This is a genomic window from Massilia oculi, from assembly GCF_017582745.1.
In the GTDB taxonomy this organism is placed as follows: domain Bacteria; phylum Pseudomonadota; class Gammaproteobacteria; order Burkholderiales; family Burkholderiaceae_D; genus Telluria; species Telluria oculi_A.
Genome location: NZ_JAFVIM010000017.1, coordinates 65,138 through 86,245, shown reverse-complemented (window position 1 = coordinate 86,245; position 21,108 = coordinate 65,138). Strand labels below are relative to the sequence as shown.

18 protein-coding genes are annotated in these 21,108 nt (G+C 66.0%); 4 read left to right on the top strand and 14 right to left on the bottom strand.

Going from position 1 to position 21,108, the window contains the following annotated elements; genetic code table 11:
* Positions 1 to 64 precede the first annotated feature (64 nt).
* From rpoS to J3U95_RS18870, 6 genes are all read right to left on the bottom strand, one after another.
* Complete coding sequence (gene rpoS, locus J3U95_RS18895) at positions 65 to 1,087, bottom strand: RNA polymerase sigma factor RpoS (RefSeq protein ID WP_208280208.1); 1,023 nt, start codon at positions 1,085 to 1,087, stop codon at positions 65 to 67.
* A 7-nt stretch (positions 1,088 to 1,094) separates the two neighbouring features.
* Positions 1,095 to 1,964, bottom strand: a complete 870-nt coding sequence (locus J3U95_RS18890) for a peptidoglycan DD-metalloendopeptidase family protein (protein ID WP_208280207.1) — start codon at positions 1,962 to 1,964, stop codon at positions 1,095 to 1,097.
* A 54-nt stretch (positions 1,965 to 2,018) separates the two neighbouring features.
* Positions 2,019 to 2,885 (bottom strand): protein-L-isoaspartate(D-aspartate) O-methyltransferase, encoded by an 867-nt coding sequence (locus tag J3U95_RS18885; protein ID WP_208280206.1) that lies wholly within the window; start codon positions 2,883 to 2,885, stop codon positions 2,019 to 2,021.
* A complete protein-coding gene (gene surE / locus J3U95_RS18880; protein ID WP_208280205.1) occupies positions 2,882 to 3,631 on the bottom strand; it encodes a 5'/3'-nucleotidase SurE in 750 nt (249 codons plus the stop codon). The genes J3U95_RS18885 and surE overlap by 4 nt, the downstream gene beginning before the upstream one ends.
* 424 nt (positions 3,632 to 4,055) lie before the next feature.
* Positions 4,056 to 6,587, bottom strand: a complete 2,532-nt coding sequence (locus tag J3U95_RS18875) for a tetratricopeptide repeat protein (protein ID WP_208280204.1) — start codon at positions 6,585 to 6,587, stop codon at positions 4,056 to 4,058.
* Between the two features lie 8 nt (positions 6,588 to 6,595).
* On the bottom strand, positions 6,596 to 7,204 hold the full coding sequence (locus J3U95_RS18870) for a toll/interleukin-1 receptor domain-containing protein (protein WP_208280203.1): 609 nt from the start codon (positions 7,202 to 7,204) through the stop codon (positions 6,596 to 6,598).
* Between the two features lie 176 nt (positions 7,205 to 7,380).
* Between J3U95_RS18870 and J3U95_RS18865 the strand changes: the two genes are divergently transcribed.
* Positions 7,381 to 8,355: an NADPH:quinone oxidoreductase family protein gene (locus tag J3U95_RS18865; RefSeq protein WP_208280202.1), complete on the top strand. Its 975-nt coding sequence runs from the start codon at positions 7,381 to 7,383 to the stop codon at positions 8,353 to 8,355.
* 3 nt (positions 8,356 to 8,358) lie between these two features.
* Here the strand turns inward: J3U95_RS18865 and yoaA are convergent, their stop codons facing one another.
* Both yoaA and J3U95_RS18855 read right to left on the bottom strand, forming a co-directional pair.
* Positions 8,359 to 10,407 (bottom strand): DNA repair helicase YoaA, encoded by a 2,049-nt coding sequence (gene yoaA / locus J3U95_RS18860; protein ID WP_370662084.1) that lies wholly within the window; start codon positions 10,405 to 10,407, stop codon positions 8,359 to 8,361.
* A 31-nt stretch (positions 10,408 to 10,438) separates the two neighbouring features.
* Positions 10,439 to 10,639, bottom strand: coding sequence for a YdcH family protein (locus J3U95_RS18855; RefSeq protein WP_005666222.1), 201 nt, complete (start codon positions 10,637 to 10,639; stop codon positions 10,439 to 10,441).
* Positions 10,640 to 10,820: 181 nt separating this feature from the next.
* On the opposite strand from J3U95_RS18855, the gene J3U95_RS18850 reads away from it, so the two are divergent.
* Positions 10,821 to 11,606, top strand: a complete 786-nt coding sequence (locus tag J3U95_RS18850; protein ID WP_208280201.1) for a PP2C family protein-serine/threonine phosphatase — start codon at positions 10,821 to 10,823, stop codon at positions 11,604 to 11,606.
* Positions 11,607 to 11,613: 7 nt separating this feature from the next.
* Here the strand turns inward: J3U95_RS18850 and J3U95_RS18845 are convergent, their stop codons facing one another.
* The 6 genes from J3U95_RS18845 to J3U95_RS18820 form a co-directional block, all read right to left on the bottom strand.
* Positions 11,614 to 12,312, bottom strand: coding sequence for a hypothetical protein (locus tag J3U95_RS18845; RefSeq protein WP_208280200.1), 699 nt, complete (start codon positions 12,310 to 12,312; stop codon positions 11,614 to 11,616).
* A 14-nt stretch (positions 12,313 to 12,326) separates the two neighbouring features.
* Entirely contained in the window at positions 12,327 to 13,424 is a 1,098-nt protein-coding gene (gene zapE / locus J3U95_RS18840) for a cell division protein ZapE (RefSeq protein ID WP_208280199.1), read from the bottom strand.
* 104 nt (positions 13,425 to 13,528) lie between these two features.
* Positions 13,529 to 14,965: a dihydrolipoyl dehydrogenase gene (lpdA, locus tag J3U95_RS18835; protein WP_208280198.1), complete on the bottom strand. Its 1,437-nt coding sequence runs from the start codon at positions 14,963 to 14,965 to the stop codon at positions 13,529 to 13,531.
* A 15-nt stretch (positions 14,966 to 14,980) separates the two neighbouring features.
* Positions 14,981 to 15,334, bottom strand: a complete 354-nt coding sequence (locus J3U95_RS18830) for a PspC domain-containing protein (protein WP_109346952.1) — start codon at positions 15,332 to 15,334, stop codon at positions 14,981 to 14,983.
* A gap of 60 nt (positions 15,335 to 15,394) precedes the next feature.
* Positions 15,395 to 16,648: a 2-oxoglutarate dehydrogenase complex dihydrolipoyllysine-residue succinyltransferase gene (gene odhB / locus J3U95_RS18825; RefSeq protein WP_208280197.1), complete on the bottom strand. Its 1,254-nt coding sequence runs from the start codon at positions 16,646 to 16,648 to the stop codon at positions 15,395 to 15,397.
* 82 nt (positions 16,649 to 16,730) lie between these two features.
* On the bottom strand, positions 16,731 to 19,586 hold the full coding sequence (locus J3U95_RS18820; protein ID WP_208280196.1) for a 2-oxoglutarate dehydrogenase E1 component: 2,856 nt from the start codon (positions 19,584 to 19,586) through the stop codon (positions 16,731 to 16,733).
* A gap of 310 nt (positions 19,587 to 19,896) precedes the next feature.
* Between J3U95_RS18820 and J3U95_RS18815 the strand changes: the two genes are divergently transcribed.
* On the top strand, positions 19,897 to 20,568 hold the full coding sequence (locus J3U95_RS18815; protein WP_208280195.1) for a PepSY-associated TM helix domain-containing protein: 672 nt from the start codon (positions 19,897 to 19,899) through the stop codon (positions 20,566 to 20,568).
* 25 nt (positions 20,569 to 20,593) lie between these two features.
* On the top strand, positions 20,594 to 21,106 hold the full coding sequence (locus J3U95_RS18810) for a DUF2271 domain-containing protein (RefSeq protein WP_208280194.1): 513 nt from the start codon (positions 20,594 to 20,596) through the stop codon (positions 21,104 to 21,106).
* Positions 21,107 to 21,108 lie beyond the last annotated feature (2 nt).

The window sequence follows — 21,108 nt, the reverse complement described above, 5'->3', positions numbered from 1 at the left end:
GCCGAAACGGCCCGGCGGGCATCATAGCAAGGAATCGAAGTGGACGCTACCGGAGGGATTGTCGTTACAACAAGGAGTCGCGCACCACACCCCGCGCCGCCATCGCGCGCTTGAGCTTGACCAGCGCTTCCTGCTGGATCTGGCGTACCCGCTCGCGCGTCACGCCCATCTCTTCGGCCAGGGTTTCCAGGGTGGCCGGATCGTCGTTGTCGAGGCCGAAACGGCGGGTGACGACCAGGCGCTGCTTGTCCGGCAGCCGGGTCAGCCAGTCGCGCACCAGCACCGCTACCTCTTGCTGCTCGGCGTGGGCGTCGGGACTGCCTTCGCCGTCGTCGGGCAGCATGTCCATCAGGCTCGACTGCGGATCGTTGTCGAGCGGCGCATCGAGCGAGGTCGCGTGCTCGGACAAGGTCAGTATGTCTTGCACTTCCTCCACCGGACGCCCGACCAGGCTGGCGATGTCCTCGCTCGAGGCTTCCTTGCCGTCGTGCTTCTGGGCCTCGAGGTGGTATTTGGCGCGCAGCACGCCGTTGAGCTCGCGCACCATGTGCACCGGCAGGCGCACGGTGCGGGCCTGATTCATGATGGCGCGCTCGATGCTCTGGCGGATCCACCAGGTGGCATAGGTCGAGAAGCGAAAGCCGCGCTCGGGCTCGAACTTGTCGATGGCGCGCATCAGGCCGATATTACCTTCCTCGATCAGGTCGAGCAGGACCACGCCGCGGTTGATGTAGTGCTTGGCGATCGAGACGACCAGGCGCAGGTTATGCTCGATCATCTTCTGGCGCGCGCCGAAGTCGCCGGCCTTGGCCAGGGTGGCGTAGTGGACTTCCTCGCCGGCCGTGAGAAGCGGCCTGGCGCCGATCTGGTTCAGGTAGTGCTGGGTGGTATCGGTCGCGAGCTCGGCCTGCAAGACCTTGCGCAGCTCGTCGACCGTGTCGACGCTGGCGTGGCGCGCGAGCCCTTCTTCGCCCGCCGCGCCGTCGGCACGGTCGATATCGTCATCAGCATGCACGCGCTCGCTTTCCGGCTCATCCGGAAACTCATCCGTATCGTCCTGGTCCAGCGAGTGCGGCGGCTGCGTCATACCGTTCCTAACGAACTGGCAAGAACCTCGTCGGGTCGACCGGCTTGCCCTGCTGACGAATCTCGAAGTGCAACTTGACCGCATCGGCGTCGGAGTCGCCCATCTCTGCGATCACCTGGCCACGGCTCACGTTGTCGCCCTCCTTGACCACGATCTTGCGGTTGTGGGCATAGGCGGACAACAGGCTGTTGCTGTGCTTGACGATGACGAGATTACCATAACCGCGGATGCCGCTGCCAGCATACATTACCTTGCCCGAACCGGCGGCGACGACTGGCTGGCCCATCTTGCCGGCGATGTCGATGCCCTTGTTGCGGCCATCGTCGAAGGTGGCGATGACGCGCCCTTCCGACGGCCACATCCAGCTCAGGCGTGCTTCGTCGCTGGCAGCCGGGGCGGCGGGTGCGGCCGGCGTGGCAGGCACAGTGGTGGCCGGTGGCGTGGTGGTGGCCACCTTGCCGTCGCTGTAAGGGGTCTTGTCGGCGCGCGGCTCGGTCTTGCGCGGCACGCTGGCCGACGGCGGCATCGGCACCGGCTGGGTCTGGATATTGGCGGTGCGCTCGCCGCCCGGCTGGCTCACGCGCAGCACTTGGCCGACCTTGATGTCGTCCGGATTGGCGAGGTTGTTCCAGGCCACCAGGTCGCGGTAGTTTTCGCCGAAGTCAAGTGCGATGCGCAGCAGGGTGTCGCCCTTGCGCACGGTGTACATGCCGCGCTCGTCCTGTTTCGGCGCTTCTTCGACCTTGGCCGGGGCGGGACGGACCGGGGCGGCGGTGACGGGACGCTCGACGACCGGCGCCTGGCGGGTAGTGGTGGAACAACCGGCCACGAGGCCGATGAGGATCGTCAGGAGGGCTAAACGCGGTGCTTGTGTCATTGGCATTCTATTGTCTTATCGGCGTACGGCGGGCCTGGCGGCCCTTCTTGGGTTTTAGATGGTGCCTGGGCGCAGCGGCACGAAGTGGCACGCTTCCAGCGTTTCGCTGGTCCACTCGGATTTGCCGGTGCGGGTAATACGGTGCAGGTGCTGCACCTGGGCGCCGACCGGCGCCACGAGATGCGCGCCGATGGCCAGCTGCTCGAGCAGGGCCCGGGGCACCTCGAGTCCGGCGGCGGCGAGGATGATGCCATCGAAAGGCGCGACCTGCGGCAAGCCTAGCATACCATCCCCATACTGCAAACGCAGGTTCGATATCCGCAGCGGCCGCAGATTGGTCTTGGCGAGCTCGTGCAAGGGCTTGATGCGCTCGATCGAATACACCTCTTTTGCCACGAAGGACAGGACCGCGGCCTGGTAGCCGCAGCCGGTGCCGATCTCGAGCACCTTACCCAGCGCGCCGCCGGCCTGCCTTGATCCATTCATGGCTTCGATCATGCGGGCGACGATATAGGGCTGTGAGATCGTCTGGTTATGGCCGATCGGCAGCGAGGCGTCGATATACGCCTGGCCCGACATGGCCGGTTCGATGAACAGGTGGCGCGGCACGGTTTCCATCGCCATCAAGACCTGCGGGTCGCTCACGCCCTGGCGCGCGACGCGGCTCACCATCGCGCGGCGCACCGCCTCGGTCGCCGCCAGGTCGGAACGCTGGGCCGCCGGGGCGCTGCTGGCCACCTGCACATAGCTCGGCGTTCGTGGCGCCGGGCTCGGGGACGGCGGCGTCCTGGCGCCGGTATAGGTGGTGGCATTGCGGGTGGCGGTCTGCGGCGTCTGCACCGGCGCCGGCGTGCCGGGCTTGCGCACGCCGCTCGTCACCGACGACAGCGGCAGCGGGAAATTCGGGCGCGCATCCTTCATGCCAGCCCTCCCGCCAGCAGCGCCAGCTGGGTCTTGTGGGTCAGGTCGATCTGCAGCGGCGTGATCGACACGCGGCCTTGCGCGGTCGCATGGAAGTCGGTGCCCTCGCCCGCATCGCGGCAGGCGCCGGGGGCGCCGATCCAGAAGATCTCGCGGCCGCGCGGATCCTGCGCGCGGATCACCGGCTCGGCCTGGTGCCGGCGTCCGAGGCGGGTCGGCGTCAGCGGGCCGATGTCCTCGTACGGCAGGTTCGGGATGTTCACGTTCAGCAGGAAGGGCTTGGGCAGCATGTCGAAGCCGCCGGCGGCGAAACGCTCGACGATGTCGCGCGCCACCCGGGCGGCCGAATCGACATGGGCCCAGCCGCCGTGCACCTGCGAGAAGGCGATCGCCGGCAGGCCGAACAGGAAGGCTTCGGTGGCGGCGGCGACGGTGCCGGAATACAGGGTATCGTCGCCCATATTCTGGCCATTATTGATGCCAGAAACCACCAAGTCGGGCGGCGCATCGGACATGCCGGTCAGGGCGATGTGCACGCAATCGGTCGGCGTGCCATTGGTGAAATAGAAGCCGTTGGCCGATTTGAAGACCGACAGCGGCCGGTCGAGGGTCAGCGAATTCGAGGCGCCCGAGCGATTGCTGTCGGGTGCGACGACGACGATGTCGGCGATCGGCGCGAGCGCGTCCGCCAGCGCCTGCAGTCCAGGCGCCAGATAACCGTCATCGTTACTGATCAAGATTCGCATGGCGGAGATTTTACCTGAAGCAACGCCCGTATCGACGCCCGGCAGCAGAAATTCACGCCCGGATTTCATAATCCGGGACGTTCGATGGACCGTCTGATAACAGTGCAGCGACCATGCGACAGTTTACTGGACAGGCTGACAAGCTCGACCGGAATCGGCCAATGCCGTCCTGGCAAGTTGCTTGTCACGGGATCAAGTCGCTGCGCCGCACGGTTGGTGGCGGTCCAATGCTGGCAGGTTGGCAGGCTGGCGGATTGGCGGCCAGCGATCGGGCGTGAGCATACGGGCGTCGGCGTACGGGCGCCGGCATACGGGCGCCGGCATACGGGCGCCGGCATACGGGCGCCGGCATACGAGCGCCGGCGCAAGCACCTGCCCGAAGGGCGCCGGGCATCAAGGCTGGCGCGGCGCCGGCGCCATGGCTTCAGCGCAGCGCCATCGGATTGTCGCGGGCTGCCTCGACCAATGCCCCTTCGAGCAGCGACACTTCGTCCTGGGTGAAGGACAGCAGCGCGTCCTTGTCGCCCTCTTGCAGATAGACCTGCTTGATCATGGCGGCGCCGCGCCGGCGCAGCGGATGGGCGGCGCTGGGCCTCAGCACCGAGGTGCGCAGGCTGTCTGCCAGCGCCCTGGCTTCCTCGGGACTGCGGCTGTCGATCAGGTTCTGCAACTGGGTGAGCTTGTGGCCCAGGTTGTCGGCCGCATGACTGGCTTCGACGTGCTCGCGCGGCGCCACGAGTTCATGCTGGCCGTGCGCTGCGATGCCGTCCGCCGCAGGCAGGCCCGCGCCCGGCGGCGGCGCGGTCGTTGGCAGGCCGGGCGCCCCGCCGCCCAGCGACAGGCCGGCAAAGCCTGCCCCGGTCTGCGCCCGCATCTGTTCCCGCATCTCGTCCACCCTCTGCGCCTGCACGGCATCGTCAAGGGCGCCGCCGGGCGCCGGCGCGCCTTCGACTTCGCGCAAGTGCTGGCGCAGCTCGGCCACCTGTTCGCGCAGGCGGCGCGCGGCTTCGGCCTCGCCCTGCTGGCCCAGGGTCGAGGCCAGCCGCAGCTGCATATTGAGCGTTTCGGGATGCCCGGCCCCGAGGTGGCGCTCGCGCGTGCGCGCCAGCGATTCCTGGATGCTGCGCACCGCCGCCAGGTCGCCCTGGGCGGCCAGGATCTCGGCCAGCGCCTCGCGCGCCGACAGCGTGCCGGCGGCGTCCAGGCCGTCGTGCCGCTCATGGGCCCGCAATACCGATTCGAGCATGCGCCGCGCGTTGCCCAGCTCGCCCGTCTCGCCCAGCAGCAGCGCCAGCCGCTGGCCGCAGCGCAGGGTATCGGCATGCTCGCTGCCCTGGCGCTGGCGACGGGCGTCGAGCACCCGTTCGACCACGATGCGGGCGCGTTCGAGTTCGCGCTGCTGCACCAGGCTGTGGGCCAGGTCTTCGAGGCAGTCGAGCGTGACCAGGTGTTCGGCGCCGAGCGCGCGCTCGCAGGTGGACACCACCTGCTCGTGCAGCGCCAGCGCCCGCTCGCCCTCGCCCAGCGCGGCCAGCACCCGCGCCAGCTGCGAACGCGCCGCCAGCGTCTCGGCGGCTTCCGCGCCGGCCTTGCGCGCGCAGGCCTGGACCAGCAGGTCGTAGTGGCGGCGCGCCTCTTGCACGGCGCCGCTGTCGAGCAGGAGCGCGGCCAGCGCGGCGCGGCCCTGGCGCGTGGCCGCGTGGTCGTCGCCGAGCAGGCGCTCGCGCAGGACCAGGCTTTCTTCGAAACAGGCGCGGGCTTCGTCGCGGCGCCGCTCGCGGCGGCACAGCTCGCCCAGGCCGGCGAGGTGTTCGGCCAGCTGCGGTGAACCGATCTCGTCGTCGCCGCCCAGCCGGCGTGCCTGCGCGACCGCGGCGCGCAGGCGCACCTCAAGCAGCGATTGCCAGGGGAAGCGGCCCGGCGCCAGCCATTCGGCCAGCAGCGCCGCATGGCGCGCCAGGGCACGGCGGTCGCCGGCCGGACCGGCGGTGGACAGGGCGTCGGCCAGCGCCAGCTGGGTCTCGTCGAACCAGCTGTCGAGGTTGACGCGCGACCAGCCATAGCTGGCGCGCAGCAGCGCCTCGAAGCGTGGCTGGTAGCCAGGCAAGCCATGGCGCACGTCGCCGCGCCGCCAGCGCGCATGCGGATCGCTGCGCGCGCCGTCGACGCTGCAGGCCAGCGGGTAGAGCAGCAGCGGACGCTGTTCGTCTTCATGGGTGCAGCGGTAATCGATTGCACGCCGCAGCACGCCCTCGATGCCTTCGATGCTGCCCGGCGCCGGCGTGAACAGGCCCACCAGGCAGTCGGGCAAGAGGGTCGAGCACACGCTGACGGCGGCCGAGCGCCCGCCGGCGGTGGCGACCAGCACGTGGCCGAAATGCTGCGCCAGGCGCGCCGCGAAGCGGCGGAACAGCGCCGGGCAGGCGTCGAACAGGGCCGGGTAGTCGAGCCGGCCGGCGCGTTCGGCATAGCTGCCGTCGAAGCGTCCGGCGCGCATCAGGTAGAGCGGGCGGCGGCCGTCGGCGCGTTCGAGATAGGCCTGCCAGCCGACGCCGTCGATCACGCGGTCGGCCAGCTCCTCGCCGCGGCCGGCGGTATTGCGCAGCCGTGCACGGCAGGCCTCGAGGAATTCGAGCAGCCCGGGCCGGGCCGCGTCGCCCGCTTCGTCGTCGAATGCATGCGCGACCGCAAGCGACGCCACGGGTGCGGACGCCGGCGCGGCGACCGGCATGACGGCAAGCGGTTCGTCGGCCGGCACGGCGAAATGACGGTGCAGCGCGGGCGCCTCGAGATCCCAGTCGATCACCAGCACCGGCGCCTCGGCGTCCCCACCCGCCAGCTGCAGCGCCAGCGCCGCCAGCACGGCATTGCGCGCCGCGCCGCCCTCGTAGGCATAGAAGCTCGTCACCGCGCCGGGCATGGCCAGCGGCTGGAGCGAGATACCTTGTTGGTCCATATGGCTCCTCATTCTTTTGGAAACGTCAGTTCTGGAACATCGCGCCATTCTGGTGGGACAGCGGGAAGCACGAATTGGTTGCAGTCGTGGTCGAGCGGGGTATGCTTTTTTTGACACGCATAATGGGCTGCAATCCGCTTGACCATCTTGTCAATGTCCGGCAAGAAGTCTGGATTCGACATCAGATCGGGCGTGGCCATCGTGTAATGCGAGAAGTCGACGTAGAAGCGCGCATCGCTGATCTGGGGCGGCAGCGATTCGGGGTGGCGCGTCATGACGACCGGGATGATCAGGCGGCTCGGCAGCGTGTACCACTTGCCGCGCTCGGCCTCGATCAGGCGCATGGCCTCGTACTCGCGCCGCGTGTAGGCGTGGGCCTCGTACTTGGGCGTGTAGATGAGGATCATGCAGACGCTCTCGCACATGGCGCGTGCGATCTTGTGGTCGAGATCGTCGCCGCCGCCCAGTTGCTCGGTATCGATAAACAGTTCGTCTTCGTTGTCGAAGTAGGGTTCGAGATAGCAGCGCAGGGCGTCGGCCAGGGCCGACTTGAAGCGCTGCATCAGCGCGTGTCGGCCGTGGGCATAACTGAAGAAACAACCGTAACGGATTGCCATGCTTGTCCTCTTGTGCTGGGCGCGCGCAGCGTCCACATCCCAAGACTCTAGCGCGCGGCCCCCTACCGGCTTTGCGGACGGACAAGCGGACACGGGCCTTGCGGACGAAGATTCGCTCTCTTTCTTAGGGCATAATTCGCCCCGCCAATAAACCCGCCATAAACTGTGAGGAAGCAATGAAAGCCGTACGCTGCACCGCTTGGGGACCGCCAGACAGCCTGGTGCTCGACAACTTGCCGGAGCCGATCGCCGGCCCCGGCGACGTCGTGGTGGACGTGAAGGCCGCCGGCGTCAACTTCCCCGACGTGCTGACGGTCCAGGGCAAGTACCAGGTGCGTCCGCCCCTTCCCTTCACGCCGGGCAACGAGTTCGCGGGCGTGGTGCGCGCGATCGGCGCGGGCGTGGACGGCTTCATTCCCGGCCAGCGCGTGATCGGCTTCACCCGCACCGGCGCCTTCGCCGAGCGGGCCGTGGCGCCAGCGAGCGCCTTCCTCCCCATGCCCGACGACATGGACTTCGACGTCGCCGCCGCCATCACGCTCACCTACGGCACCTCGTACCACGCGGTCGTCGACCGCGGCGCCTTGCAGCCGGGCGAAACGATGCTGGTGCTGGGCGCGGCCGGCGGCGTGGGGCTGGCGGCGATCGAGATCGGCAAGGCCCTCGGCGCGCGCGTGATCGCGGCCGCTTCCAGCGACGAAAAACTGGCGGCGTGCAAGGCGCACGGCGCAGACGTGCTGATCAATTATGAGGCCGAGGACTTGCGCGAAGCGATCCGCGCCGCCACCGACGGCAACGGCCCGGACGTCATCTACGATCCGGTCGGCGGCAAGTACAGCGAGCCGGCGCTGCGCTCGATCGCCTGGCGCGGTCGCCACCTGGTGGTGGGCTTCGCGGCCGGCGAGATCCCGCGCCTGCCGTGGAACCTGATGCTGCTGAAAGGAGCGTCGGTGGTGGGCGTGTTCTGGGGCGACTTCACGCGCAAGGAACGGGATGCGCACCTGGCGGCGATGGCGCGCATCACCGGCTGGATCACGGAAGGAAAACTGAAACCGCTGGTGTCGGCACGCTACCGCCTCGCCGACACCGCGCAGGCGCTGCAGGACATGGCGGCGCGCAAGGTCATCGGCAAGGTCGTCATCGTGCCCTGACGATCAGGCGGCGCTCTCGTCCGCCACTTCGACCGGCCGGAAGAACTGGATCACTTCTTCCTGCACCCGGGTGCGCTTGAAAGACGGCAGGCTCTGCCAGATGCGGCGACCATACGGCTTGGTGATGATGCGCGGATCGCAGATCATCAGCACGCCGCGGTCGTCGACGTCGCGGATCAGGCGTCCGGCGCCCTGCTTCAGGGTGATGATCGCCTCGGGCAGCTGGTGGTGCATGAAGCCGTTCATGCCCTGCTTTTCCATCACCTCGATGCGCGCGGCCAGCACCGGATCGTCGGGCGGCGCGAACGGCAGCTTGTCGATGATGACCAGCGACAGCGCCTCGCCGCGCACGTCGACGCCTTCCCAGAAGCTCTGGCTGCCGACCAGCACCGCATTGCCGGCATTGCGGAAGGAATCGAGCAGTTCGGTGCGGCCGCGCTCGCCCTGCACGAACAGCGGGAAATCCCAGCCGCGTTCGGCGAATTCGGTGCGCAGGCGTTCGGCCACTTTATTGACCGCGCGGATCGTCGTGCATAGGAAGAAGGTGCGGCCACCGGCCGCCTCGATCACCGGCAAGGCGGCATCGACCACGGCGTCGGTGTACACGGCGGCTTGCGGCTCGGGCAAGCCGGTCGGCACGTACAGGATGCCCTGGTTCTGGTAGTCGAAGGGGCTGGGCCAGGTCTTGGCCGGCTCGCCCGTCAGTCCCAGCTGGTCCGAGAAATGCTTGAAGTCGTTCTTCACCGCCAGCGTGGCCGAGGTGAAGATCCAGCTGCGCGGCGTGCCCTCTCTCTGGCTGGCGAAGATCGGCGCGATCGACAGCGGCGTCTTGTGCAGTTGCAGCGAGGACGAGAAGGCCTCGGCCCACAGCACCGCCTGCTCGTTGGCCGGCGCCTTGTGGTCGGGCTTCCAGGCGTCGAAGGAAGCAGCCAGCTCGTGCGCGCGCACGCGGCAGGCTTCGATCGTCTCGGCGCGCGCGGAGTTTTCTTCGAGCACCGTGATCATGCCGGCAATCTCTTCCTTGAGCTTTTCAAGTGCCGGGAAGAACTGCGAAGTCGGCATGATCTGCGGCAGCGACAGGCGCAGGTTGCCGTCGCCGAAGGACAGGCGCAGGTCGCGCGCGGCCTTCTCGACCACGGTCACCACCTTGGCCCAGTCCGGACCACCGCGCGCATGGGCCAGGCCTTCGGCCAGCACGTCGCGGCACAGTTCCAGCACTTGCGATGTCGAGACCGACTGGCCGAAGAACAGGGTCGCGACGTCGGGCAGCTGGTGCGCCTCGTCGAAGATGATGGTGTTGGCCGACGGCAGCAGCTCGGCCACGCCGGTATCCTTCAGCGCCACGTCGGCGAAGAACAGGTGGTGGTTGACCACCACCACATCCGCCTGCTGCGCTTCCCTGCGCGCCTTCATGACGAAGCAGTCCTGGTAGTACTGGCACTCGGCGCCCATGCAGGTGTCGCGGGTCGACGTGACCAGGTTCCACACTGTGGCGGTCTCGGGCACCTTGGCCAGCTCGGCCTTGTCGCCCGAACTCGTCATCTTGATGAAGCGCGAGATCTCGCGCAGGTGGCCGACGTCGTCGCGCGAGGTCAGGCGCCCGTTCTGCAGGGTGCGTTCGAGATGGAAATGGCAGACATAGTTCGACCGGCCCTTGAGCAGGGCGACCGAGACCGGCGCGCGCAGGGCCGCGCGCACGGTCGGGATATCGCGCAGGAACAATTGGTCTTGCAAGTTCTTGGTGCCGGTCGAGACGATGGTCTTGCCGCCCCACAGCAGCGCCGGCACCAGGTAGGCGAAGGTCTTGCCCGTGCCCGTGCCGGCTTCGGCCATGAGCACTTGCTGGTCGGCGATGGCCTGGGCGACGGCCTTGGCCATCTCGGTCTGCGACTGGCGCGGCTTGAAGGTGCCGACGGCGGGCGCGAGCGGGCCGCCCGCACCGAACAGGCGATCGACGTCGGCGTCGTATTTGCCGGCGGGAGCCTGGATTGCCGGGTCTGCGGGAGCAATGGGCTCCACCGCATCCGGAGAAGCAGAAAGTTGGTCGGTCAAAATACGTGGTTTCGTTGGGCCTGGGAATGAATCAGGCGGGGATATCGGGTACCAGCTGCATCTTCAGCAGCGTAATATGATCTTTGAGCTGCAGTTTACGCTTCTTGAGGCGGCGCAGTTGTAACTGGTCGGCATGACCGTCCGCCGTCAACAGGGAGATTACCGCGTCGAGGTCGCGGTGTTCCACATCGAGTTCGATAATACGGCGCTGGATGTCCTGGACGTCGGTCATATTGGATGCAGTTACGGGAAAGAATGGCGAAAAGCGCCGGCTAGGACGGGCGCTCGGGATTTTGCTATATTGTTGCTACAAGATTAACTTGCAAGCTGGTGGCTTCTCAGTGCATAGTTTAATCGAGGCGGAGGTTGCCGCCAACAAAGATTGGCGTTAGCGTCCTGGAAAACACGGATTTATGACTTCTTACAAGATCGAAGCGGGCACTGCGCAACACATCGGGAACCGCCCCCAGCAGAACGACCGCGCCGCCCTGTTCACCGGCGCCCGCGCCCCCGGCTACGTGCTGGCGGTGCTGTCGGACGGGGTCGCCAGCCCGGCCGGGGCCGACCAGGTGCTGCATACGGCGCGCCAGGTCTTCGACGAATTCAAGCCCGGCGACCGCCCCGGCATCGAGCGCCTGGCCCAGCTGCTGCACGAGATGATCAGCGAGACCCATACGGTGATCAAGATGAACGCCGTGGCCACGCAGGCCGAGATCCACGCCAGCTTCGTCGGCCTCCTGATCAGCCCGCACGGCGAAGCGGTCTGGGCCCACGTAGGCGATTCGCGCCTCTACCGCTTCGAGCACGGCAAGTGCGCGGTCCGTACCAGCGATGCCGCCTACGTCGAGCACCTGGTCGCCAGCGACCGCCTGCCGCCGGAGGCGGCGCGCAACCACCGCCGCTCCAAGCTCTTGCTCAATGTATTGGGAAACAGCCGCAAGGAACCCTTCGTCACGACCGGCAGCCACACCGGGCTGGCGGCCGGCGACAGTTTTTTGCTGTGCTCGGACGGCCTCTGGCATTTCTTCACCGACGCCGAATTGGCGGCCGTGACCGCCAGGACGACGCCGCGCCAGGCGTCCGAAATGCTCATCAACAAGGCCACCGAACGCTCGCAAGGCAAAGGCGGCAATTGCACGATGGCCATCGTCAAGCTGGTCAAGCCGGCGCAGGACGGGTCCTTCGCCAGCCCGAGGTGATCGAGCCTCAGTTGGTCGGCGCCGGCCCGTTGCCGTTCGCGCGCCTGGCCTCGTCGGCCGCGCGCTGGGCCGCCTTGGCTTCGCGTTCGGCCACGCGGCGCGCCACTTCCTTCTGGCGCTCTTCCGACTTGCGGCGGCGCTCTTCATAGGCCGCGACATTGGCCGCGCGCTCGGCCGCTTCCTTCTCGGCGTCCGCCGCCCTTTCCTGGGCGCGCTGCTGGCTGCGCACCACGCGCGATTCGCCCGGCTTGGTGCGCGGCGGCGGCAGCGCGGTGCTGGCCGGCTCCTTCACCGGCGGTGGTTCGGCCGCCAGCTTGGCTTCTTCTTCCGCATAGGCGGCGTCGGCCTCGGCGATCGCCTTGTCGCGTTCCTCGACCTTCAGGCGGCGCAGGTAGTGCGAGGCTTCGATCTCGATCGCGCGCTGCGTCACGAGGGCCGCGCGCCGCACCTCGCGGGCTTCATCCAGGCAGCGGTTGACGAAGAATTTGTCGTAGCAAACCACCTCGCGCTCGGCAAAACGGCTCTCGATCGCGGCTCGTTCGGCGGCGACCGCCGCCAGGCGCTGTTCGGCCTGCTCGGGCGACGTGGTCGGCGCCGGCGGCGCTTCTTCCTGCGCCAACTCGGTGTTCGAGCAGGCGCCCAGCAGCAGCGTCAGGGAGATGGAGGCGGCGATTGCGGTGAGGCGCAGCATCGGTTGTCTTGTCATGGTGTTCCTTTCGATCATGCAATGGCGTCGGCCGCGCCGCGCCGTTCGGCGAGCAGGTACTCGCGCGACTGCATCTCGATGATACGCGATACGGTCCGGTGGAATTCGTTCGCCAGCTGGCCCGTGGTGTACAGCTCTTCCGGCTCGACCGCCGCCGACATGATCAGCTTGACCTTGTGGTCGTAGAACACGTCGATCAGCCAGGTGAAGCGGCGCGCCTCCGACGACTGGGCCGCCGACATCGCCGGGATGCCGGACAGGATCACGGTATGGAACTGGCTGGCCAGTTCCAGGTAGTCGTTCTGCGAGCGCGGCCCGCCGCACAGGGTGGCGAAGTCGAACCAGATCACGCCGCCGGCGCGGCGCAGCGCGCGGATCTCGCGCTTTTCGATGGTCACCACCGGCGTTTCATCGGCGGTATCGGCCACCTTGGCATAGGCGTCGCGCAGCGCCTTGTCGGACGCCGCATCGAGCGGCATGTAATAGGCCTCGACCTGTTCCAGCGCACGCTTGCGGTAGTCGTTGCCGGCGTCGACGTTCAGCACATCCAGTTTCTGCTGCAGCAGCGCGATGGTGGGCAGCATGCGGTCGCGGTGCAGGCCATCCGGATACAGGGTCGACGGCTCGTAGTTGGAGGTCATCACGAAGCTCACGCCGTTGTCGAACAAGGCCTTGAGCAGGTTGTACAGGATCATCGCGTCGGCGATGTCCGAGACATGGAATTCGTCGAAGCAGATCAGGCGATACTTCTTGGCGATGCGCTTGGCCACTTCGTCGAGCGGATCGGCGACGCCCTTCAGTTCATCCAGCTGGCCGTGCACGGCGCGCATGAACTCGTGGAAGTGCAGGCGCGTCTTGCGCACCACCGGCACCACCAGGTAGAACGAATCCATCAGGAAGGACTTGCCGCGCCCCACCCCGCCCCACATGTACACGCCCCTGGGCACGTCGGGACGGTTGATCAGGCGCTTGAAAGCGGACGACCGCTGGGCCTTGTAGTGGACCCAGTCGTCGTACGCCTGTTGCAGGCGGTCGACCGCCATCTGTTGCGCCGGGTCGGACTTGAAGCCGCGCTCGTTCAGCGCGTGCTGGTAATACTCTTGGACATTCATATTCTTACCGCTGTAAACGTAATGTGGGCGGGGAAACCCGCCCACATTACGGGATACCGTTCGCCGGCGTCGCGTACACGGCGCCGGCGAATGCTCCTGTTTGCTTAGAAGTTCAGCGAACGCTTGTCCACCGCCAGCGCGGCTTCCTTGGTCGCTTCCGACAGCGACGGGTGCGCGTGGCAGATGCGGGCGATGTCTTCCGACGAGGCCTTGAACTCCATCGCGACCACGGCTTCCGAGATCAGCTCGGAGGCCATCGGGCCGACGATGTGCACGCCCAGGATTTCATCGGTCGTGGCATCGGCCAGGAACTTGACCATGCCCGAGGTGTCGCCCAGCGCGCGCGCTCGGCCGTTGGCCATGAACGGGAAGGTGCCGGCCTTGTACTGCACGCCTTCTGCCTTCAGCTGCTGTTCGGTCTTGCCAACCCACGCAATCTCTGGCGAGGTGTAGATGACCCAAGGGATGGTGTTGAAGTTCACGTGGCCGTGCTGGCCGGCGATGCGTTCGGCAACCGCCACGCCTTCTTCCTCGGCCTTGTGCGCCAGCATCGGGCCGCGCACGACGTCGCCCACCGCCCACACGCCCGGCAGGCTGGTGCGGCATTCGTCGTCGACCACCACGAAGCCGCGCTCATCCAACTGCAGGCCGACGGTCTCGATGCCGAGGCCGTTGGTGTTCGGCACGCGGCCGATCGAGATGATCAGGCGGTCGAAGGTGGCCGTCGAGGCGGCGCCGGTCGAATCGGCGTATTCGACGGTGACGTCGTTGGCGCCCTTGGTGATCGCGCCGATCTTGCAGCCCAGGTTGATCTTCAGGCCCTGCTTGGTGAACAGCTTGTGGGCTTCCTTGGCGATCTGCTCGTCGACCGCGCCCAGGAAGGTCGGCAGGCCTTCCAGCACCGTGACGTCGGCGCCGACACGGCGCCACACGCTGCCCATTTCCAGGCCGATGACGCCGGCGCCGATCACGCCGAGCTTGCCCGGCACGGCGTCGATCGCCAGTGCGCCGGTGTTCGACAGGATCAGTTTCTCGTCGAATTCAGCGCCCGGCAGCTGGCGTGCGTTCGAACCGGTCGCGACGACCACGTTCTTGGCGGTGATGGTGTCGGTGGTCGGGCCGCTGACGTTGATGGTGTAGCCCGCATCGCCTTCCGCCTTGCCGGCGAAGGCGCCGCGGCCGTGGAAGAAGGTGACCTTGTTCTTCTTGAACAGGAACAGGATGCCGTCGTTGTTCTGCTTGACGATGGTGTCCTTGCGCTTGAGCATGGTCGGCAGGTCGAGTTCGAGGCCCGAGACCTTGATGCCGTGGTCGGCGAAGGCGTGGCCGGCGTGCTCGAAGTGTTCCGACGATTGCAGCAGCGCCTTCGACGGGATGCAGCCGACGTTGGTGCAGGTGCCGCCCGGGGCAGGCTTGCCGGCGGCGTTGCTCCACTCGTCGATGCAGGCGGTCTTGAAGCCCAGCTGGGCCGCGCGGATGGCGGCGATGTAGCCGCCAGGACCGCCGCCGATCACGACGACGTCAAATTGTTTATCGCTCATTACTTTGATTCCTTTTTATTCTTCCGGAATGAATACCCACAGCAGCAGGTATATCAGGATGCCGAAGCCGAACGTCAGGACGAACAGCACGAAGATCAGGCGCCAGACCCACGATTCGAGACCGTAGGTGCGCGCCAGGCCGCCGCACACGCCGCCCAGCCAGCGGTCAAGCCGCGAACGGCGCAGGCCGCTCAGCAGGTCGTCGCGGTGCTGGTCGAAGGAAATCCGCTCGGTAGTCGGCGGCTCCTTGCTGAGGCTGACGGTCGACGCACCCGACAGGATGCGCGCCTTGGCCTGCTCGAACTCGGCATCCGACAGCGCGCCGGCCTGGTGCAGCTCGTGCAGCCGCTTGATTTCGTCTGACAACATGGCGTTCTCCGGCAAACAGCAAGCCGGCGCCGCCATGGCGGCGCCGGCACGTGACGAGAATTACAGGTCCAGCAGCAGGCGGGCCGGATCTTCCAGCGCGTCCTTCATCGCGACCAGGCCCAGCACGGCTTCGCGGCCGTCGATGATGCGGTGGTCGTACGACATCGCCAGGTAGTTCATCGGACGGATGACGATCTGGCCGTTCTCGACGACGGCGCGGTCCTTGGTCGCGTGCACGCCCAGGATCGCCGACTGCGGTGGGTTGATGATCGGGGTCGACAGCATCGAGCCGAACACGCCGCCGTTCGAGATCGAGAAGGTACCGCCCGACAGGTCGTCCAGGGTCAGCTTGCCGTCCTTGGCTTTCTGGCCGAATTCACCGATCTTCTTCTCGATTTCGGCGATCGACATCTGGTCGGCGTTGCGCAGGATCGGCACCACCAGGCCACGTGGCGAACCGACGGCGATGCCGATGTCGAAGTAGCCGTGGTAGATGATGTCGTTGCCGTCGACCGAGGCGTTCAGGATCGGGTATTTCTTCAGCGCGGCAACGGCGGCCTTGACGAAGAAGGACATGAAGCCCAGCTTGACGCCGTGTTCTTTCTCGAACTTGTCCTTGTACTTGTTACGCAGTTCCATGACCGGAGCCATGTTCACTTCGTTGAAGGTGGTCAGGATGGCGTTGGTCGATTGCGATTGCAGCAGGCGCTCGGCGATACGGGCGCGCAGGCGGCTCATCGGCACGCGCTCTTCCGGACGGTCGCCCAGGTTGGCCGGCGCAGGGGCAGCGACTTGCTGCAGGGCTGCCTTCGGTGCGGCGGCAGGCGCGGCGGCTGGCTTGCCGGCAACGGCGGCCAGGGCATCGCCCTTGGTCACGCGGCCATCGCGGCCCGAGCCTTCGACGTTCGAGGCGCTCATATTGTTGTCGGCCAGGATCTTGGCGGCGGCCGGCATGGCCACGCCCGCTTTCGACTGGTCTGCGGCTGGCGCGGCGGCTGCCGGCGCGGCGATCGGCGCGTTCGGCGCTGCCGATGGAACGGCCTTGACGGCGATCGGGCTGGTCTGCGCCGATGCTTCGGTATCGATGATCGCGATGACTTCGTTGGCGACGACGGTATCGCCATCGGCTTTCAGCAGTTGCACGATCACGCCGGCGCTTGGCGCTGGCAGTTCCAGGACCACCTTGTCGGTCTCGATGTCGATCATGTTTTCGTCGCGCGAGACGGATTCGCCGACTTTCTTGTGCCACGACAGCAGGGTTGCTTCAGCAACGGATTCCGACAGAACAGGTACCTTGACTTCGATTTGTGCCATTTTTTAAAACTCCAGTAATTATTCTTTGCAAGTACCCCCGCGCACGGGACGCGGGGGCCGTGGTTTTACCTTACGTGACCGATTATTTGGTCAGGATGAAACCCTTGAGCTTCGAGAACGCGGTCTCCAGCAGTTCTTTTTGCTGAGCGATGTGCTTGTCCGCATAACCCACCGCCGGCGATGCCGACGCGGCGCGACCGGCATAGGCCAGGCGCTGGCCATCTTCCATGCCTTCGAAGATGTTGTGCTGGATCTGGAACCATGGACCCTGGTTCTGCGGCTCGTCCTGCGCCCACACCACTTCGGTCGCGTTCGGGAACTTTTTCAGTTCGGCGGCGAACGACTTGTGCGGGAACGGGTACATCTGCTCGATACGGATGATCGCGGTGTCGGCGCTGTTGCGTGCCTTGCGTGCATTGACCAGGTCGTAATACACCTTGCCCGAGCAAACGATCACGCGCTTGACCTTGCCTGCGTCGATCTTGTCGTCGCATTCGCCGATGACGGTCTGGAAGCCGCCCTTGGTCAGGTCGGTCAGCGACGAACCTGCGTCCTTATTACGCAGCAGCGACTTCGGCGTGAAGATCACCAGCGGCTTGCGGAACTGGCGCACCATCTGGCGGCGCAGCAGGTGGAAGATCTGGGCAGCCGTGGTCGGCTGGACCACTTGCATATTGTTGTCGGCGCACAGTTGCAGGAAGCGCTCGATGCGGGCCGACGAGTGCTCCGGACCCTGGCCTTCGTAGCCGTGCGGCAGCATCATGACCAGGCCCGAGGCGCGGCCCCATTTCACTTCGCCCGAGGCGATGAACTGGTCGATGACGACTTGCGCGCCGTTGACGAAGTCGCCGAACTGGGCTTCCCAGATGGTCAGGGTGTTCGGTTCGGCGGTCGAGAAGCCGTATTCGAAGCCCAGCACCGCTTCTTCGGACAGCACCGAGTCGATCACGGTGAAGTCGGCCTGGTTGTCGGAGACATTGGCCAGTGGCAGGTAGATGCCCTGGTCCCAGCGCTCGCGGTTCTGGTCGTGCAGCACGGCGTGGCGGTGCACGAAGGTGCCGCGGCCGGCGTCCTGGCCCGACAGGCGGATCGCATAGCCCGAAGCCAGCAGCGAGGCGAAGGCCAGGTGCTCGCCCATGCCCCAGTCGAGGTTGATTTCGCCACGGCCCATGGCGGCGCGGTCGGCCAGCACTTTTTCGACCAGCGAGTGTGGTTTGAAACCTTCAGGCACCTTGGTGATGCGTTCGGCCAGGCGCTTCAGTTCGGTGACCGGCACGGCGGTGTCGGCGGCATCGGTCCACTTCTTGTTCAGGAACGGCGCCCAGTCGACGGCGTACTTGCCCTTGAAGTTGGTCAGCACCGGATCGACCGTGTGCTTGCCGGCGTCCATGGCGTCGCGGTAGGCCGCGACCAGCTTGTCGCCGCCGTCGGCTTCGATGGTGCCCTGCGCGGCCAGCTTCTCGGCGTACAGCTTGCGGGTGCCAGGGTGCTTGGCGATCTTCTTGTACATCAGCGGCTGGGTCAGCGCTGGGGTGTCCTGCTCGTTGTGGCCCAGCTTGCGGTAGCAGATGATGTCGACCACGACGTCCTTGCCGAACTCGGCGCGGTAGTCGAGGGCGATCTGGCTGGCCAGCACGACGGCTTCAGGATCGTCGGCGTTCACGTGCAGCACCGGCGCTTCGATCATCTTGACGACGTCCGAGCAGTACAGGGTCGAACGCGCGTCGCGCGGATCCGAGGTGGTGAAGCCGATCTGGTTGTTGATGACGATGTGGACGGTGCCGCCGGTGCCGTAGCCGCGGGTCTGCGCCAGGTTCAGGGTTTCCATGACCACGCCCTGGCCGGCGAACGCAGCGTCGCCGTGCACCAGGATCGGCAGCACTTCCTTGCCCTTCTTGTCGCCGCGACGCATCATGCGCGCCTTGACCGAGCCTTCGACGACCGGGTTGACGATCTCGAGGTGGGATGGGTTGAACGCCAGCGACAGGTGGACCGGGCCGCCCGGGGTCGAGATGTCGCTCGAGAAGCCCTGGTGGTATTTCACGTCGCCTGCCGGCAGGTCGTCGGCGTGCTTGCCTTCGAATTCTTCGAACAGGTCGGCCGGGCTCTTGCCCAGGGTGTTGACCAGGACGTTCAGGCGGCCGCGGTGGGCCATACCGATCACGATTTCCTGGATGCCTTTTTCACCAGCGCGCTGGATCACTTCGTCGATCGAGGCGATGAACGATTCGCCGCCTTCCAGCGAGAAGCGCTTGGCGCCGACGTACTTGGTATGCAGATAGCGTTCCAGGCCTTCGGCCGCGGTCAGGCGCTCGAGGATGTGCTTTTTCTTCTCGGCACTGAAGGTCGGGGTCGAGCGGATCGATTCCAGGCGCTCTTGCAGCCAGCGCTTTTCGGTCGGATCGCTGATGTACATGAATTCGGCGCCGATCGAACGGGTATAGGTATCACGCAACATGTTCAGGATGTCGCGCAGTGGCGCGGTTTCCTGACCAAAATAGGTGTTGCTGATATTGAAAACGGTGTCGAGATCGGCTTCGGTGAAGCCGTAGAAGGCGGGGTCGAGCTCTGGGAGGGGTGGGCGTTCCTGGCGCTGCAGCGGGTCCAGGTTCGCCCAGCGCGAACCGAGGTAGCGGTAGGCGGCGGTGATCTGGGTGACGGCGACGCGCTTGCGGCCCAGTTCGGAGTCGGCCGAAGCGACGACGGTACGGATCGGACCCTGCTTGGCGCGCTCCGCGAACGAGGCCACCACCGAGGAGTGCACCACGTCGGGGCGGTTCGAGCCGTCGACTGCCGGCACGTGTTGCATCTGGTCGAAGTAGGCGCGCCAGTTTTCGGGCACCGCCGTCGGATTATCCAGATAGGCCTCGTACAACTCTTCCACGTACGGGGCATTGCCGCCGAACAGGTAGGAGTTGGCGTTATATTGTTGCATCATTCTTGCTCACCTTTCTTTTCGCGCTTCGCGAGGTTTGGGCGGGTTGTTTAAAACCTTCCGCGACACGGCCTGACCGGTTAGCGGATTGCACTTCAAGACATCAAGTTGTGGGGGAAGGACTGTTCGGTACCAAAATACGTGTGCAAAATCCTGCCAATTTGCGCACATTATTGTAACGCATGATCTTGACCAAGGCAGACCCTGGTCCAAGAAATTATTTATTACAAAATGTGTTTTTCTGTGTCGCACTTTTGGCATTTAATCCCACTGCCGAGTTGACCCTGTAAATGATAATCGTTATCATTTAAAGATGTCTTCTTCCGCAACTACCCTCAAGAATAAAGCCGCGACCGATAGCGCCCTGCCCGGCGCGAGCCGCGCCATGTGGCTCAAGCAGCTGCACCAGTGGCATTGGATCAGTTCGGCCATCTGCCTGATGGCCATGCTGCTGTTCAGTTTTACCGGCCTGACCCTGAATAACGCAACCCTGATCGAGGCCAAGCCCGTCGTGACGCGCCTGAAGGCGACGCTCCCCGAGCCGCTGCGTGCCCAGTTGCAAGCCTATGCCGAAGACCACGTGGACGCCGAAGTGCCGCTGCCGAGCGAGATCGCGGACTGGACCAATGGCGTCTTCCCGGTCGACGTGCGCGGCAAGCGCGCCGAATGGAGCGAGGAAGACGCCTACGTCGCCCTGCCCCGCCCCGGCGGCGACGCCTGGCTGCGCATCGCCGTCGACGGCAGCGCCGAGTTCGAAAAGACCGACCGCGGCTGGATCTCGTGGCTCAACGATATGCACAAGGGCCGCAACACGGGCGCGGTGTGGAGCTGGTTCATCGACATCTTCGCCATCGCCTGCGTGGTGTTCTGCATTACCGGCTTTTTGATCCTGAAGTACCACGCGGCCAAGCGGCCGTCGACCTGGCCGGTGGTCGGATTCGGCATCGTGCTGCCGATCGTGCTGGCCCTCCTGTTCGTCCACTGATCCATCAACCGAGAGAAGACCAAGAATGAAACTGTCCCATTCGCTCGCCCTCACCCTCCCGCTCGCGTCGAGCTGGGCCATGGGCGCCGACCTGTCCGTCAAGTTCGACGTGCCGCAGCTGAACGTGGCCGAATACCACAAGCCCTATGTGGCGATCTGGATCGAGAATGCCGACCAGGGCATCGCGTCCAACCTGGCCGTGCTGTACGACGTCAAGATGAAGGACAAGGGCGGCGAGAAATGGGTCAAGGACTTGCGCACCTGGTGGCGCAAGGCGGGCCGCGACGCCACCCTGCCGATCGACGGCGTCAGCGGCGCCACCCGCGCGCCCGGCACCCACACCATGAAGTTCGACGGCGCCAAGTTCGGCATCGACAAGCTGGCGGCCGGCGAATACAAGCTGGTGGTGGAAGCGGCGCGCGAGGCGGGCGGACGCGAAGTGGTCAAGGTGCCGTTCACCTGGACGGGCAAAGGCAAGCTGGCGGCGAACGCGGCGGGCAAGGAAGAACTGGGCGCCGTGTCGCTCCAGATCCAATAACG